Raw genomic sequence first — 16486 nt, 5'->3', positions numbered from 1 at the left:
CTCGATTTTTTTGCGTTCCGTTAATTCAATTGCTAAACTGTAAAGCAAATGGACCGCGAAGTGGGGAGAAAACATGTCGAATGAACAACAAAACAAAATTGTAGCTTTTCCTCTATTAAAAGAACGGTTGGTTGAAAAAGCTACAGAACATATGCAGCACAAGCAATTTCAAGAAGCACTTCCTTTATTTGAGCAGGCCTACGAACTTGATAATAAGCATCATGAAATTTTGCTTGGCCTTGTTATTTGTCACGTGGAGCTCGGTGATGCAGGCATAGCTAAGGAATTATGTGAGCAAATGCTGAAAGAAGATATTGGCGATTATTATCATAATTTGCAAATGTACCTCATGGTGTTAATTCAGCTTGGTCATTATCATGAAGGATATGTCACTCTACAAGCAGTTATTCAAGAACACAAACTCCCTTCTGAACATGCTGAACAGCTTTATCAGCTATTGGAGTTCTGCAAAAATAGAATGAATCAAGAACAAGTCATAGAAGAACAAACAGAAGAAGAACAGATAGAGCAGTTTAAATCATTCACAGCTCTAGACAATATTCAAGATCAGCTTGAATGGGTTCATTCATTAAAAACAAAGAGAATTGAAAAGCAGCGCTTCTTTCTGGAACAGCTATTTTCATCTGAAGCTATTCACCCTATCGTAAAAACAGTCGCTTTAAAAACAGTCATGGAAGAAGAAGTAGACATTGATTTTATGATTAGTAAGTTTGGAGAGACGAAAAAAGTAAATGCGCTTCAGCTTCAACGAACAACACCGTATTTGTTTGCCGAGCAAGTAGAAGCGCAGCTGACGGAAAAGCTGGAGCATGAAAATCCTACATTGCTGCAGGTTGCCGTTGAAATATGGCAGCGTCATTTATTTATAACATTTCCGTTTTTACCGGGTGATAATGTAAAACTTTGGACAGAAGCGGTGTATGCTGTTAGTCTGATGATGCAAGGAGAAGAGTCAGATGCAGCTGTAGCAGAGGAAGACGGAAGTTTCTCTGCAGCTGAATTACGAAAGGCAATTAAAGAGCTAAAAGAAATTGAAGAAATTTCTTTTATATAAAATGTGGTGTTTAGTTGAAACGTCATTGTTGTATGTTATAATATAATGGTTGTAAAATGCACTTAAATACGTATAGTAGAATTTCATCTTTACATTACATTCCTACTTACTTTAAAGTAGTAGGGAGTTAAATAGATAATGATTGAGGTTTGAACTGATAGGCTATCTGCATTATCTAATTTAGAAATCACTACTTAAAATGATTTTGGAGGGAAACATTCATGTCTGCAAAATGGGAAAAACAAGAAGGAAATCAAGGCGTTTTAACAGTAGAAGTTGAAGCTGCTGAGTTTGATAAAGCCTTAGATAAAGCATTCACAAAAGTTGTAAAACAAGTAAACGTACCAGGGTTCCGTAAAGGTAAAATGCCTCGTCCACTTTTCGAAAAACGTTTTGGCGTAGAATCTTTATACCAAGATGCACTAGACATCTTATTACCTGAAGCTTACAGCAATGCAATTGTTGAAGCTGGTATCGAGCCGGTTGATCGTCCAGAAATCGATGTTGAAACAATCGAAAAAGGACAACCTCTAGTTTTCACTGCTAAAGTAACTGTTAAGCCTGAAGTTAAATTAGGCGAATACAAAAACTTAGAAGTAGAAAAAGTAGATACAACTGTAACAGACGAAGACGTTGAAGCTGAATTAAAAACACTTCAAGAGCGTCACGCTGAACTAGTTGTTAAAGAAGAAGGAACAGTAGCTGAAGGCGATACAGCTGTAATCGACTTTGAAGGTTTCGTTGATGGCGAAGCATTTGAAGGCGGAAAAGGCGAAAACTATTCTTTAGAAATCGGTTCTAACACATTCATCCCTGGCTTTGAAGAGCAACTAGTTGGTCTTGAAGTAGGCGCTGAAAAAGAAGTGGAAGTAACATTCCCTGAAGAGTATCACGCTGAAGAGCTAGCTGGTAAAGCTGCTAAATTCCAAGTGAAATTACACGAAATCAAATCTAAAGAGCTTCCAGCTTTAGACGATGAGTTTGCAAAAGACGTAGATGAAGAAGTAGAAACTTTAGAAGCGTTAAAAGCAAAAACAAAAGAAAAATTACAAAGCGATAAAGAAAACCAAGCAGAATCAGCTCTTCGCGACACTTTAGTAGAAAAAGCTGCTGAAAATGCTGAAGTAGAAATTCCAGAAGCAATGTTCAACACTGAAATGGATCGTATGATGCAAGAGTTTGAACAACGTTTACAAATGCAAGGTCTTAACCTTGAACTTTACTTCCAATTCTCAGGTCAAGATGAAAAAGCTCTTCGCGACCAAATGCGTCCGGATGCTGAAAAGCGTGTGAAAATCAACTTAACGCTAGAAGCTATTTCAAAAGCTGAAAATCTTGAAGTAAGCGAAGAAGAAGTAGAAAAAGAATTAGAAAACATGGCAGGAATGTACAACATGCCTGTCGAAGAAATTAAGAAAGTGCTTGGCAGTCTTGATAGCATTAAAGAAGACATGAAAGTACGTAAAGCAGTTGAATTTCTTGTAGAAAACAGCAAAGCTGTTGCATAATAGTAAGTAAGAAACAAGGCGCGACTTGATCGTGCCTTGTTTTATAAACTTCAATAGTTTTTTTATATCATAACCAACACCGTAGAAGCAGCTTTAACCCATTGTTTGAAATCCGTGGTTATGAAATAGGCCCAATAAGAGGACACTATATAATAGCAGATCTTCATTCTGTTATGCTCATCAACAACATATACATAAAACGTTTTAGTATCTATTCAAGAAAATGTATGGTAAAATGCAATACAAATCTTTTCATAGCGCTTTTACTATGTGATAAAGAGGGGCATTTACCTACAAATAGATGAGTTGTTCATGTTGTTGGGCTATAGCGCGGATAGAAATCAGCTTCGAGCACTTTAGTAAATACTACAAGGGGTGAAAATTATGTTTAAATTTAACGATGAAAAAGGGCAGTTAAAATGCTCATTTTGTGGTAAAACACAAGAACAAGTACGCAAGTTAGTTGCGGGTCCAGGTGTTTACATATGCGATGAATGTATTGAACTTTGCACGGAAATCGTAGAAGAAGAGTTAGGTACAGAAGAAGAAGTAGAATTTAAAGATGTACCAAAACCAAAAGAAATTCGTGACATTTTAGATGAGTATGTAATTGGTCAAGAGGATGCCAAAAAATCGTTATCTGTTGCAGTATACAACCATTACAAACGAATCAATTCAAACAGTAAAATTGATGACGTTGAGTTATCAAAAAGTAATATTGCATTAATTGGACCTACAGGAAGCGGTAAAACTTTACTAGCTCAAACATTGGCTCGTATTTTAAACGTACCGTTTGCGATTGCAGATGCAACATCTCTAACAGAAGCGGGTTATGTAGGAGAAGATGTTGAAAACATCTTATTAAAATTAATTCAATCAGCTGATTACGATGTGGAGAAAGCTGAAAAAGGTATCATCTACATCGATGAAATTGATAAAGTAGCGCGTAAGTCTGAAAACCCATCTATTACACGTGATGTATCAGGTGAAGGTGTGCAGCAGGCTCTTCTTAAAATCTTAGAAGGTACTGTAGCAAGTGTTCCTCCTCAAGGTGGACGCAAACACCCTCATCAAGAATTTATTCAAATTGATACAACAAATATCTTATTTATTTGCGGTGGTGCGTTTGACGGAATCGAACCTATTATTAAGCGCCGTCTAGGTAAAAAAGTAATTGGTTTCGGTTCAGAAACAAAACAACAAGACTTTACAGAAAAAGAGTTACTAGCAAAAGTATTACCGGAAGATTTATTGAAATTTGGTTTAATTCCAGAGTTTATTGGTCGTTTACCGGTTACTGCTAGCTTAGTGCCTCTTGATGAAGAAGCGCTAGTTGAGATTTTAACAAAACCGAAAAATGCACTAGTGAAACAATATCAAAAAATGCTTGAACTTGATGACGTTGAACTTGAGTTCGAAGACGAGGCTTTAGTAGAAATTTCTAAAAAAGCAATCGAGCGTAAAACAGGTGCTCGTGGTCTACGTTCAATCATTGAAGGTATTATGTTAGATGTAATGTTTGATCTTCCTTCACGTGATGATATTACAAAATGTATTATCACAGGTGAAACAGTTCGTGATCAAGCGGCTCCTAAGTTCGTATTAGAAGACGGATCTACTATTCAAGAAGGCAGCAAAACATCAGCATAAAAAAAGCCGGGTACTCAATTTGAGTACCCGGCTTTTTTCTGTTGATGAAGGACAACTAAATTTTACTTTTTACTAGAATCTTGTTTATTCCTACTGCTGCAGGGAGATAATAACTGATAATTATCTTACTAAACTGCGCAGGAGGTTTATCTATGAACTGGACGAATATTGCCTTAATGGTCCAACTCTTTTTTGGTATCATCATTGGCTTATATTTTTGGAATTTATTACGCAATCAGCGTACGCAAAAAGTCTCAATTGACCGGGATTCAAAGAAAGAAATGGAGCAACTGCAGAAGATGAGAGCCATCTCTTTAACTGAGCCGCTTGCCGAACGTGTGAGGCCGTCTAGCTTCTCCGATATTGTCGGACAAGAAGATGGAATTCGGTCACTAAAGGCTGCCCTTTGCGGTCCTAATCCACAGCACGTTATTGTATACGGGCCGCCTGGAGTAGGAAAAACAGCAGCAGCACGTTTAGTGTTAGAAGAAGCAAAGAAAAATAAAAAATCACCTTTTAAACAAGCAGCTGTATTTGTAGAGTTAGATGCAACTACGGCGCGTTTTGATGAGCGAGGCATTGCAGATCCTTTAATTGGATCAGTGCATGACCCCATTTACCAAGGCGCAGGCGCTATGGGCCAAGCTGGAATTCCGCAGCCAAAACAAGGAGCAGTTACAGATGCACACGGGGGAATTTTATTTATTGATGAAATTGGAGAACTCCATCCTATTCAGATGAATAAGCTGTTAAAGGTTCTAGAAGATCGAAAAGTGTTTATGGAAAGCGCCTATTACAGCGAAGAAAATACACAAATTCCAACACATATTCATGATATTTTTCAAAATGGTTTACCAGCCGACTTTCGCTTGATTGGTGCGACGACTAGAACGCCTAATGAAATTCCGCCTGCCATTCGTTCCAGATGCGTAGAGGTATTTTTCCGTGAGCTTGATCGCGACGAAATTATTACAGTTGCAAAAAAAGCAGCAAATAAAGTCAGAATGGATATATCAGAAGAAGGTTTATCTCTGTTTTCTACATATGCACGCAATGGACGTGAAACGGTTAATATGATGCAAATTGCGGCTGGACTAGCGATATCAGAGGAACGAACGGACATTAAAAATGAAGATATTGAATGGATTGTTCATTCTAGTCAACTATCTCCAAGACACGATCCGAAAATTGCAGATGAGGAAAAAGTGGGGCTTATTAATGGATTAGCCGTGTACGGGCCCAACTCTGGAGCACTTTTAGAAATTGAGGTCAAAGCGATTCCTGCAAAAGAGAAAGGGAACATTATTATTACGGGTATCGTTGAAGAGGAAAGTATAGGGACTCAAGGGAAGTCTATTCGTCGTAAAAGTATGGCTAAAAGCTCAATTGAAAATGTCATAACGGTTCTTCGCTCAATGGATGTGCCAGCCGATGAGTATGATATCCACGTGAATTTTCCGGGAGGTGTGCCAATCGATGGACCTTCTGCTGGTATTGCTATGGCAACAGGGATCTACTCAGCAATTTATGAAGTCCCAATCAAACACACGGTAGCAATGACAGGAGAAATTGGTCTGCACGGCAACGTAAAGCCAATTGGCGGCGTAATTCCAAAAATCAAGGCAGCAAAACAAGCAGGCGTTCAGACGGTGATTGTGCCAAAAGAAAATATGAATGCAATGGTAGAAAAGGTAAAAGGTATCGATATTATTCCTGTCCATCATTTAACAGAGGTGTTTGAACAAGCACTATTGTCTGTACATGAGCATGTTGCACATTTGTCGGTAGATCCAGCTATTCCAAATAGAGAATCTAGCTAATTCTATCATGATAATTAAAAATTAATGGTCAGATGAATATTCATCGCCTTTTTCGCGTATAAAACCTTTATACACAGCCAACGAAAAAGGCGTTTTTTTATGAAAAGAGCTTAAAAAGATATATTTTGCCTTTTAATTCTTTCTCATGATACAATTAGTAATTACTATTGTTAGACAATGTGTATACAAATGAGATAAAATTGTTAAAAGAATTCACACTTTACATACTTTAATTGACGAGCATTGGAGGTGTTCATTGCATGGCAGAAAAAGAAAAATTGACAATGCCGCTACTGCCTTTACGAGGTTTGATCGTCTATCCGACAATGGTGCTTCATTTAGATGTTGGGCGAGACAAATCTGTGCAAGCATTAGAAAAAGCAATGATGGATGATCACTTAGTTTGTTTAGTATCACAAAAAGATATGGGTATCGATGAACCAACAAAAGAGGATTTATATAGAACCGGTACGTTGGCAAAAATTAAACAAATGCTAAAGCTGCCGAATGGAACGATGCGCGTCTTAGTAGAAGGACTAAATCGCGTAACCGTTACAGAATTTGAAGACAGCGAAGAATATTTTGTTGTACACGTGGAAAAGCAAAGTGAAGAACATCAGGTTGATGTAGAAGATAAAGCGCTGATGCGCACGCTTTTAGACTATTTCGAACAATACATAAAACTTTCCAAAAAGGTGTCCGTTGAAACTCTTTCAACCGTAAGTGACATTGAAGAACCAGGAAGATTAGCAGATATTGTAGCCTCTCATTTACCAATAAAAATTCAGCTTAAACAAGAAATTTTAGAAACAACTGATGTGAAAGAAAGATTAAATACGATCATTTCTCATATTCAAGATGAGCAAGAAGTTTTGCAGCTGGAGAAAAAAATTGGACAGCGTGTAAAGAAATCAATGGAACGCACTCAGAAAGAGTATTATCTTCGTGAGCAAATGAAGGCGATTCAAAAAGAGCTTGGAGACAAAGAAGGAAAGACAGGAGAAGTAGCAACGCTTCGCGAAAAAATTGAAGCAAGTGGGATGACGGACCATGTCAAACAAGTGGCGTTTAAAGAATTGGATCGCTATGAAAAAATTCCTGCTACCTCCGCTGAAAGCTCAGTCATTCGAAATTATATCGAGTGGTTGATTGCGCTACCTTGGACAAACGAAACGGAAGATACGCTCAATATTCATAATGCTGAACAAGTGCTGAACGATGAGCACTATGGCCTTGAAAAAGTGAAGGAACGCGTATTAGAATATCTAGCCGTGCAGCAGTTGACAAAATCTCTTAAAGGCCCTATTTTATGTTTAGCAGGACCTCCTGGCGTAGGGAAAACATCCCTAGCCCGCTCAATTGCTACGTCTCTAGATCGTCATTTTGTACGAGTATCTCTAGGCGGTGTGAGAGATGAGTCAGAAATCCGCGGTCATCGTCGCACGTACGTGGGAGCTATGCCTGGACGCATTATTCAAGGAATGAAAAAAGCAGGAACGATTAACCCTGTATTTCTGCTTGATGAAATCGATAAAATGTCAAATGATTTCCGAGGAGACCCGTCTTCTGCTTTGTTAGAAGTATTGGATCCTGAACAAAATCATAATTTCAGCGATCACTATATAGAAGAAACGTATGATTTATCAAAAGTGATGTTCGTGGCTACAGCTAATAACTTAGCTACGATTCCGGGGCCGCTGCGCGATCGAATGGAAATTATTCAAATTGCTGGTTACACGGAGCTGGAAAAGCTTGAAATCGCGAAGCGTCACCTATTGCTGCGCCAGCTAGAAAATCACGGATTGCAAAAGGGCAATTTGCAGATTCGCGATGACGCCTTAACAGCAATCATACGTTTATATACGAGAGAAGCTGGTGTTCGTAACCTTGAACGCGAAATTGCTTCCATTTGTCGAAAAGCAGCTCGTATCGTAGTCTCTGGTGAGAAAAAGCGCGTGGTGGTGACGGCCAAAACGCTTGAAGAATTCCTTGGTAAGCCTAGGTTCCGCTACGGACAGGCTGAGACGGAAGATCAAGTTGGCGTTGCTACAGGTCTTGCTTACACAACTGTAGGAGGAGACACGCTGGCCATTGAAGTAAGCTTATCCCCTGGTAAAGGAAGACTAGTGCTAACCGGAAAGCTTGGAGACGTGATGAAAGAATCAGCTCAGGCGGCATTTAGCTACGTGCGTTCAAATGCAGAGAAACTAGGAATTGATGAGAAGTTTTATGAAAAACATGATATTCATATCCATGTTCCAGAAGGAGCTGTACCAAAGGATGGACCTTCTGCAGGAATTACCATTGCCACTGCTCTAGTATCAGCACTAACGGGTAAACCAGTGCGTAGAGAAGTAGGAATGACAGGAGAAATTACACTAAGAGGTCGCGTATTACCAATCGGTGGTTTAAAAGAAAAGTCACTTAGTGCACACCGTGCCGGATTAACTAAAATATTAATCCCTCACGATAATGAACGTGATATTGAAGATATCCCTGACAGTGTACAAGAGGAATTAGACATCGTTCTTGTGTCACATGTGGACCAAGTATTGGAACATGCGCTAGTAGGAGAGGTAAAATGAAAGTAACTCAAGCCGATATTGTTATCAGTGCCGTACGCCCTGAACAATATCCTAAAGAAAACCTGCCAGAATTTGCGTTAGCAGGCCGTTCAAATGTAGGAAAATCATCTTTTATTAATAAGATGCTCAATCGCAAAAGCTTAGCGCGTACGTCGTCTAAGCCTGGAAAAACTCAAACGCTTAACTTCTTTTTAATTAATGAAATCCTTCACTTTGTAGACGTACCTGGCTACGGATTTGCAAAAGTGTCTAAAAAAGAGCGTGAAGCATGGGGGAAAATGATTGAAACGTATTTAACAAATCGTGAGCAGCTTAAAGCTGTGTTAATGATTGTTGATCTACGCCATGCTCCTTCAAAGGATGACGTTATGATGTATGAGTTTTTGAAGCACCATGACCTTCCCGTTATGGTTATTGCGACGAAAGCCGATAAAATTCCTAAAGGAAAATGGCAGAAGCACTTAAAAGTAGTGAGAGAAACGCTGGATTTAGATCCAAATGATGAATTAATTCATTTCTCATCTGAAACAGGTGAAGGAAAAGATAAAGCGTGGAAATCTTTGCAGTATCGCATGACTCACTAAACAAAGGAATAGAAGCTAAAAAAATGGAACGTTTATCATCACTCTACCAGGAAGTGAGTCAAACGTTCCATTTTTTTAACTTGTTTACATAGATTACTTTCGTTTGAAAAATAATAAATATAGCCCAACTAGTAACAATAAAATAGGCCAGAAGGTTGTTAAATAATTTACGCCGTCTTCAACTTTTGGCAAAAATAGTTTAAGACGGTCTGAAAACATCATTAAAATGGCAATAATTAAAAGGGTGCCGCCTTGGAAAAAGCCCGATTTGGCTTTTCTAGCACTGAGTAAAAAGCTAATGGCCACCATAAAAACGACCATGCTAATATTCGTAGGCCAAAAGGGAATTTGTTCACTTACATAGAAATGAATACCTAAAGTGATTAATATGTAACTTGCAAGCAAGTTTGAATGATCTTGAGATAAAGCAGACTCAGTTAACAGTGCCGCTCCTATTAAAATTAACAGTACAGGCCACGTGTATACCTTTGCTGCAATGCTCATATGTAGTTCATTCAGTAAGAAAAAGATTCCAAATCCAACTAGTAAGACACCAAAAAACATTGATTGCTTTTTCATAGTAACCTCCAGGTGTTTCAAAACAGAAAACGTGATAAAACGCTGCTTTTTTGATACAATTTATTACGGAATAACAGTTAATATCTTAACACATGTTTTCAAAGACTGTTCACATTTTTTTTTCGAATGACTTATAGAACATGTTATAATAGTTAGAGATAAGGCGAAGATTACATCTGTGTAATGTCCGCCGGTTTTTACGAATAGTAGAATGAAGAACGCCGGATTTTACGGGCAGTTATCTCACTGTAGCTCTTTGGAAATTTAGGGGTTACTGCCCGTCAAATTCGGATAAATAAGCACATTTCAATTATAGGGGGTATGTACAAATGCATATTATAGCAGTCGGCTTAAACTTTCGAACAGCCCCTGTTGAAATAAGAGAAAAGCTTAGTTTTAATGAGCAAGAACTAGCATCTGCCATGAAAACGTTAAGCGGCCAAAAAAGCATTTTGGAGAACATCATTGTTTCAACATGCAATCGTACGGAAATTTATGCTGTTGTTGATCAATTACACACGGGCCGTTATTATGTAAAAGCATTTTTAGCTGAATGGTTCGGAATAGATAAAGAAGAGTTTTCGCCTTATTTAACCATCTATGAAAATGATGGAGCCATCGAACACTTATACCGAGTAGCATGTGGATTAGATTCAATGGTGATTGGTGAAACACAAATTCTTGGACAAGTGCGTTCAAGCTTTTTGCTTGCTCAAGAAGAAGAAACAATTGGAACGGTTTTTAATCAGCTGTTTAAACAAGCTGTGACATTAGCCAAAAAAGCTCATCATGAAACAGAAATTGGTGCGAATGCAGTTTCTGTCAGCTACGCAGCCGTAGAGCTTGCTAAAAAGATTTTTGGAGACTTATCATCCAAACATGTGTTGATTCTTGGTGCGGGAAAAATGGGTCAGCTGGCCGTGCAGAATTTATATGGCAGCGGAGCTAAAAAAGTAACGGTAGTGAATCGAACATTTGAAAAGGCACAGGAGCTAGCAAACCGTTTTTCTGGAGAAGCCAAACCATTTGCTGATCTTCAACATGCTTTAAGCGAAGCAGATATTTTAATTAGTTCAACAGGAGCTAATGACTATGTAGTAACGAAACGAATGATGAGTGAAGCAGAGCGTACGCGTAAAGGTCGTCCATTGTTTATGGTAGACATCGCCGTTCCGCGTGACTTAGATCCAGAACTAGATGAGCTAGAGACGGTCTTTTTATACGATATCGACGATTTAAACGGGATTGTAGAATCTAATTTGCAAGAGCGTCAAAAAGCTGCGGATGAAATTGAAATTATGCTTGAAGCTGAAATTGTTGCTTTCAAGTCTTGGCTTGGTACATTAGGCGTTGTACCTGTTATTTCTGCACTTCGTCAAAAAGCACTTACCATTCAAGCTGAAACGATGAAAAGCATTGATCGTAAGCTCCCAGATTTATCTGAGCGTGAGCGCAAAGTGTTAAATAAACATACAAAAAGTATAATTAATCAACTTCTTCGCGATCCAATTTTACACGCGAAAGAATTGGCTGGAGAGAAACATGCTGAAGAGTCTTTAGAGCTGTTCATGAAGATTTTTAATATTGAACAGGAAGTTGCTTTGCAAAAAGAAAAAGAAGAGCAGCTTCATACATCGATTACGTCTCATTCAGTAGCTTATCAGTCTTAAGTGAGGATTGAATAATGGTTGATATGGAATTAACCAGAATCTATGAATTGATTGTGATTTTATACGCGGTGAGCGTTTTATTATATTTTATTGATTTTGTACAAAATAACCGGAAGGCAAACTCGATAGCCTTCTGGTTACTTTCTATTGTATGGGTTTTGCAAACAGCCTTTTTAATTTTACGAATGTTTGAGACGGGAAGGTTTCCTATTCTTACTGTTTCTGAAGGGCTGTATTTTTACGCGTGGGTGTTAATTACTCTTTCACTTGTGATTAATCGCCTGTTCCGCGTTGATTTTATGGTGTTTTTTACAAATGTGATTGGTTTCTTAATTATGGCTATTCATACGTTTGCTCCACTTGAAACATACACGGCTGTCCAGTCGGAGCGCCTTGTGTCAGAATTATTAATCATCCATATTACCATGGCTATTTTATCTTACGGCGCTTTTTCAGTTTCTTTTGTTTTTTCTGCTCTGTATCTTGTTCAGTATAATTTATTGAAAAAGAAGAAATGGGGCAAGCGCTTGCTAAGAATTGAAGATTTAACAAAGCTAGATTACATGTCCTATGTATTAATTTTAATTGGTGTACCGCTGTTATTGCTTTCGTTAATCTTAGGAATCATATGGGCTTATATTAAATACGTAGATTTTCATTGGTACGATACAAAAGTGTTAGGTTCATTTTTAATGTTTGTTGCATACAGCGCTTACTTGTATGCTAGACTGCGTAGAGGTATTCAAGGAAAGGCAATCGCGATGTGGAATATTGGATTGTTCTTAGTCTTACTTATTAATTTCTTTTTATTTGGCAGTTTATCGAATTTTCACTTTTGGGGTTCGTAATTAGGAGGACAACATGCGAAAAATTATTGTCGGCTCTCGTCGAAGCAAACTTGCGTTAACACAGACCAAGTGGGTCATTGAACAGTTAAAAAAACAAGGTCTTCCTTTTGAGTTTGAAATTAAAGAAATGGTGACAAAAGGGGACAAAATTTTAAATGTAACGCTGTCCAAAGTAGGCGGTAAAGGTCTTTTTGTAAAAGAAATTGAACAAGCCATGTTAGATAAAGAAATTGATATGGCCGTTCATAGTATGAAAGATATGCCGGCTGTTTTGCCAGAAGGATTAACGATTGGATGTATTCCTTTACGAGAAGATCACCGTGATGCGCTTATTTCAAAAAATGGTGAGCGATTTGAGGAGCTGCCAAGCGGTGCTGTGATTGGGACAAGCAGCTTGCGTCGAGGGGCACAGCTTCTATCTATGCGTTCAGATATCGAAATTAAATGGATTCGAGGAAATATCGATACACGCCTAGAGAAATTAAAAAATGAAGATTACGATGCGATTATCTTGGCCGCTGCAGGACTATCTCGTATGGGCTGGTCGAGAGATACGGTCACTCAGTACCTAGAGCCGGAAATAAGTGTTCCTGCTGTAGGACAAGGAGCTTTAGCTATCGAATGCCGAGAAAATGACGATGAATTATTATCGCTTCTTCAAACTTTAAATCATGATGAAACGGCTCGTGCTGTTAGAGCTGAACGCGTATTTTTAAAACAGATGGAAGGCGGATGCCAAGTGCCGATTGCGGGATATGGGCGTATAGTAGACGGTGGAAATATTGAGCTAACGTCGCTAGTCGCATCTCCTGATGGCAAAACGATTTATAAAGAGCACATTACGGGAAAAGACCCCGTTGCTATCGGTTCAGAAGCTGCTAGTCGCTTAACATCTCAAGGAGCTAAGCTTTTAATTGACCGCGTAAAAGAGGAGCTGGACAAATAATGAGTCATGAGGCTCCTCTTTTTTTGAAAAAAGTTTTGATTACAAGAGAAGCGAAGCAGGCTCATTCATTTGCAGCACAGATTAAAAAGCTTGGAGGCATACCTTTAAGCTTACCAGTCCTCACGTTTGCACGTTCTAACAATGAAGAAGAAGTGGAAGATGTCCTGCTGTCGATTGACTGTTTTGATTGGATTGTTTTTACAAGTCAAAACGGCATTTCTTTTTTCTTTGAATGGCTAAAAGAGTTAAATATCAGTCGGAGTGCTTTAAAAAGATTAAAAGTGGCTGCGGTTGGAGAAAAAACCGCAAAATTGCTGGAAAAATACGATGTTAACGTGCAACTTGTTCCAAAAGAATACGTTGCCGAATCACTTCTTGAGTCGTTAAAAGCAAATGTGTTACATCACGAGCGAGTTCTCCTTGTACGAGGACAATTAGCCCGCTCTGTTTTAAAAGATGGGTTAAAAGAGTGTGAGGTAACGGATTTAGTTGTATATCAGACCATTCGAAATCAAGGCTCTGAACGCTTGGTTAAGCAACATTTAGAAACAGGAATTGATGCCATTACTTTTACAAGTTCTTCTACAGTGAGATTTTTTGTCGAGTCAGTTAAAGATATTCCGAATTGGCTTGAGCTTATAAATGAAACCAAAGTTGTTTGCATAGGTCCTATTACGAGTCAGACAGCGAGCGAATATGGAATTAAGCATCTTGTTCCTAACACATACACAATAAATGGTATGATAGATATGTTGGTTAGTTGTTTTGAATAATAAAGGAGGATTTTAACATGAAAGATTTACAATTTACACGTCATCGTCGTCTTCGTAATTCTGTAAATATGCGTGCGCTTGTACGTGAAACACATTTACATCCGGAAGACTTTATATATCCTATTTTTATTGTAGAAGGTGAACAAAAAAGAAATGCTGTAAAATCAATGCCAGGTGTGGATCAAATTTCTTTAGACTACTTGAATGATGAAATCCAAGAGTTAGTCGATTTAGGAATCAAGTCAGCTATGGTATTTGGTGTTCCCGCTGAAAAAGATGCGGTCGGCTCACAGGCATACCATGACCACGGAATTGTCCAAAAAGGTATTCGTCAAATTAAAGAAAATTTTCCAGATTTTGTTGTTATCGCAGATACATGCTTGTGTCAATACACAGATCATGGCCACTGTGGTGTAATTGAAGACGGAAAAATCTTAAACGATCCTAGCCTTGACTTATTAGCGCGTACAGCGGTTAGTCAAGCTAAAGCAGGAGCGGATATTATTGCGCCTTCAAACATGATGGACGGTTTCGTGGCAGCTATTCGCCACGGTCTAGACGAAGCTGGATTTGAAGATGTGCCGGTGATGTCTTATGCTGTTAAATATGCATCTGCTTTTTACGGACCATTCCGTGATGCAGCGCATTCTTCTCCTCAATTTGGAGACCGTAAAACATATCAAATGGACCCAGCTAATCGCTTAGAGGCACTTCGAGAAGCGGAATCTGATGTCGAAGAAGGAGCAGATTTCTTAATTGTAAAACCAGCTCTATCATATTTAGATATTATGCGCGATGTGAAAAATACGTTTAATTTACCTGTAGTGGCTTATAATGTGAGCGGTGAATATTCAATGATTAAAGCGGCAGCTCAAAACGGCTGGGTAAATGAAAAAGAGATTGTTCTTGAAAAATTAATTAGCATGAAGCGTGCAGGAGCGGATTTAATTGTAACGTATCATGCTAAAGACGCAGCACGCTGGTTATCTGACAAGTAATTAAGGAGGCTTACACATGAGAAGTTATGAAAAGTCAAAAGCAGCTTTTTTAGAAGCGCAGCAACTAATGCCGGGTGGAGTAAACAGTCCTGTTCGTGCATTTAAATCAGTAGATATGGATCCTATTTTTATGGAACGAGGAAAAGGCGCTACGATTTACGATATTGACGGCAACAAATATATTGACTACGTCTTATCATGGGGACCTTTAATTCACGGACATTCCAACGATCAAGTAGTTGAAGCAGTAAAAAAAGTAACGGAATCTGGTACAAGCTTTGGTGCACCAACATTAATTGAAAATGAGCTCGCTAAAGTTGTGATTGAGCGCGTTCCTTCAATCGAAATCGTCCGTATGGTGAGTTCAGGTACGGAAGCAACGATGAGCGCACTGCGTTTAGCGCGTGGCTATACGGGCCGCAACAAAATTTTAAAATTTGAAGGCTGTTACCATGGACACGGTGACTCTCTTCTCATTAAAGCTGGCTCAGGCGTTGCAACGTTAGGCCTACCAGATAGCCCGGGCGTGCCTGAAGGAATCGCTAAAAACACGATTACAGTGCCGTACAATGATTTAGAAAGCGTACAATATGCTTTTAAAGAATTCGGAGATGACATTGCCGGAGTAATCGTTGAACCGGTAGCAGGAAATATGGGTGTGGTACCACCTCAGCCCGGTTTCTTACAAGGGCTTCGTGATATCACATCAGAATATGGCTCACTGCTCATTTTTGATGAAGTAATGACAGGGTTCCGCGTAGCGTACAACTGTGCACAGGGCTACTACAACATTACGCCTGACTTAACTTGCTTAGGAAAAGTAATCGGTGGTGGTTTACCAGTAGGTGCTTACGGTGGTAAAGCTGAAATTATGGAGCGAGTTGCACCAAGCGGCCCGATTTATCAAGCAGGTACATTATCAGGTAATCCGCTTGCGATGACAGCTGGATACGAGACATTAACACAGCTGACACCTCAATCCTACGATGAGTTCATTCGTAAAGCAGATCGCTTAGAAGAAGGATTGATGGCAGCAGCTGAAAAATATGATGTGCCGTTTACCGTAAACAGAGCTGGTTCAATGATCGGTTTCTTCTTCACAAACGAACAGGTCATAAATTACGAAACAGCGAAAACATCGAATTTAGATTATTTTGCAGCTTACTATCGTGAAATGGCTAATGAAGGCGTGTTTTTACCTCCTTCTCAATTCGAAGGAATGTTTTTATCAACTTCTCATACAGATGCAGACATTGAACATACAATTGCAGCAGCTGAAAAAGCTTTTTCAAAGTTGCGTGGATAAACAGCTAAATAGAAATAACTTTTATAAAGAAGCTTACGGAGGATTCCGTAAGCTTTTTTAGTTTTCAAGACATATTTTAATTTATTTGTTCATACATCTTTAATGACCGCGCTATTACCTGGCGGGTGTTGGAAGGGGGAGAAC

General features: G+C 38.8%; 13 protein-coding genes. 12 read left to right on the top strand and 1 reads right to left on the bottom strand.

The window, feature by feature from the left end:
• Positions 1-73: 73 nt before the first annotated feature.
• The 6 genes from ACRPLY_RS18345 to yihA all read left to right on the top strand — a co-directional run bounded on the left by ACRPLY_RS18345 (position 74) and on the right by yihA (position 9222).
• The gene (locus ACRPLY_RS18345; protein ID WP_033579642.1) at positions 74-1075 is read left to right on the top strand and encodes a tetratricopeptide repeat protein; all 1002 of its coding nucleotides are present in this window, start codon (positions 74-76) and stop codon (positions 1073-1075) included.
• 221 nt (positions 1076-1296) lie between these two features.
• Positions 1297-2583 carry a trigger factor gene (tig, locus tag ACRPLY_RS18340; RefSeq protein ID WP_028411732.1) on the top strand — a complete coding sequence of 429 codons (1287 nt, stop codon included), beginning with the start codon at positions 1297-1299 and terminating at the stop codon, positions 2581-2583.
• 384 nt (positions 2584-2967) lie between these two features.
• Positions 2968-4233, top strand: coding sequence for an ATP-dependent protease ATP-binding subunit ClpX (gene clpX / locus ACRPLY_RS18335; protein WP_013059367.1), 1266 nt, complete (start codon positions 2968-2970; stop codon positions 4231-4233).
• Positions 4234-4385: 152 nt separating this feature from the next.
• Positions 4386-6053 carry an ATP-dependent protease LonB gene (lonB, locus tag ACRPLY_RS18330; protein WP_028411731.1) on the top strand — a complete coding sequence of 556 codons (1668 nt, stop codon included), beginning with the start codon at positions 4386-4388 and terminating at the stop codon, positions 6051-6053.
• A 260-nt stretch (positions 6054-6313) separates the two neighbouring features.
• Entirely contained in the window at positions 6314-8638 is a 2325-nt protein-coding gene (gene lon / locus ACRPLY_RS18325; RefSeq protein ID WP_033579643.1) for an endopeptidase La, read from the top strand.
• On the top strand, positions 8635-9222 hold the full coding sequence (gene yihA, locus ACRPLY_RS18320; protein ID WP_013059364.1) for a ribosome biogenesis GTP-binding protein YihA/YsxC: 588 nt from the start codon (positions 8635-8637) through the stop codon (positions 9220-9222). Before lon ends, yihA begins: the two co-directional genes overlap by 4 nt.
• A 93-nt stretch (positions 9223-9315) precedes the next feature.
• Here yihA and ACRPLY_RS18315 read toward each other — a convergent pair whose 3' ends face one another.
• Positions 9316-9801: a LiaF transmembrane domain-containing protein gene (locus tag ACRPLY_RS18315; RefSeq protein WP_013059363.1), complete on the bottom strand. Its 486-nt coding sequence runs from the start codon at positions 9799-9801 to the stop codon at positions 9316-9318.
• 329 nt (positions 9802-10130) lie between these two features.
• Between ACRPLY_RS18315 and hemA the strand changes: the two genes are divergently transcribed.
• The 6 genes from hemA to hemL are packed head-to-tail and all read left to right on the top strand — an operon-like array spanning position 10131 to position 16342.
• Positions 10131-11471, top strand: a complete 1341-nt coding sequence (gene hemA, locus ACRPLY_RS18310; RefSeq protein ID WP_033579644.1) for a glutamyl-tRNA reductase — start codon at positions 10131-10133, stop codon at positions 11469-11471.
• Positions 11472-11485: 14 nt separating this feature from the next.
• Positions 11486-12319: a cytochrome C assembly family protein gene (locus ACRPLY_RS18305; RefSeq protein WP_013059361.1), complete on the top strand. Its 834-nt coding sequence runs from the start codon at positions 11486-11488 to the stop codon at positions 12317-12319.
• A gap of 13 nt (positions 12320-12332) precedes the next feature.
• Complete coding sequence (hemC, locus tag ACRPLY_RS18300) at positions 12333-13265, top strand: hydroxymethylbilane synthase (RefSeq protein ID WP_367076843.1); 933 nt, start codon at positions 12333-12335, stop codon at positions 13263-13265.
• Entirely contained in the window at positions 13265-14038 is a 774-nt protein-coding gene (locus tag ACRPLY_RS18295; protein WP_257042153.1) for a uroporphyrinogen-III synthase, read from the top strand. Before hemC ends, ACRPLY_RS18295 begins: the two co-directional genes overlap by 1 nt.
• Positions 14039-14055: 17 nt before the next feature.
• On the top strand, positions 14056-15036 hold the full coding sequence (gene hemB, locus ACRPLY_RS18290; protein ID WP_014458109.1) for a porphobilinogen synthase: 981 nt from the start codon (positions 14056-14058) through the stop codon (positions 15034-15036).
• Positions 15037-15052: 16 nt separating this feature from the next.
• Positions 15053-16342 carry a glutamate-1-semialdehyde 2,1-aminomutase gene (gene hemL / locus ACRPLY_RS18285; RefSeq protein ID WP_013059357.1) on the top strand — a complete coding sequence of 430 codons (1290 nt, stop codon included), beginning with the start codon at positions 15053-15055 and terminating at the stop codon, positions 16340-16342.
• Positions 16343-16486 lie beyond the last annotated feature (144 nt).

The organism is Priestia sp. TGN 0903 (genome assembly GCF_050846855.1).
GTDB classification, from domain to species: domain Bacteria; phylum Bacillota; class Bacilli; order Bacillales; family Bacillaceae_H; genus Priestia; species Priestia zanthoxyli.
Note: the sequence above shows the minus strand (reverse complement) of the source record. Positions and strands in the feature narration are given on the sequence as shown.

Bases quoted from the DNA above. Each gene is read 5' to 3' on its own strand.
- ACRPLY_RS18345 (WP_033579642.1), top strand. From the start codon at position 74: ATGTCGAATGAACAACAAAACAAAATTGTAGCTTTTCCTCTATTAAAA.
- tig (WP_028411732.1), top strand. From the start codon at position 1,297: ATGTCTGCAAAATGGGAAAAACAAGAAGGAAATCAAGGCGTTTTAACA.
- clpX (WP_013059367.1), top strand. From the start codon at position 2,968: ATGTTTAAATTTAACGATGAAAAAGGGCAGTTAAAATGCTCATTTTGT.
- lonB (WP_028411731.1), top strand. From the start codon at position 4,386: ATGAACTGGACGAATATTGCCTTAATGGTCCAACTCTTTTTTGGTATC.
- lon (WP_033579643.1), top strand. From the start codon at position 6,314: ATGGCAGAAAAAGAAAAATTGACAATGCCGCTACTGCCTTTACGAGGT.
- yihA (WP_013059364.1), top strand. From the start codon at position 8,635: ATGAAAGTAACTCAAGCCGATATTGTTATCAGTGCCGTACGCCCTGAA.
- ACRPLY_RS18315 (WP_013059363.1), bottom strand. From the start codon at position 9,801: ATGAAAAAGCAATCAATGTTTTTTGGTGTCTTACTAGTTGGATTTGGA.
- hemA (WP_033579644.1), top strand. From the start codon at position 10,131: ATGCATATTATAGCAGTCGGCTTAAACTTTCGAACAGCCCCTGTTGAA.
- ACRPLY_RS18305 (WP_013059361.1), top strand. From the start codon at position 11,486: ATGGTTGATATGGAATTAACCAGAATCTATGAATTGATTGTGATTTTA.
- hemC (WP_367076843.1), top strand. From the start codon at position 12,333: ATGCGAAAAATTATTGTCGGCTCTCGTCGAAGCAAACTTGCGTTAACA.
- ACRPLY_RS18295 (WP_257042153.1), top strand. From the start codon at position 13,265: ATGAGTCATGAGGCTCCTCTTTTTTTGAAAAAAGTTTTGATTACAAGA.
- hemB (WP_014458109.1), top strand. From the start codon at position 14,056: ATGAAAGATTTACAATTTACACGTCATCGTCGTCTTCGTAATTCTGTA.
- hemL (WP_013059357.1), top strand. From the start codon at position 15,053: ATGAGAAGTTATGAAAAGTCAAAAGCAGCTTTTTTAGAAGCGCAGCAA.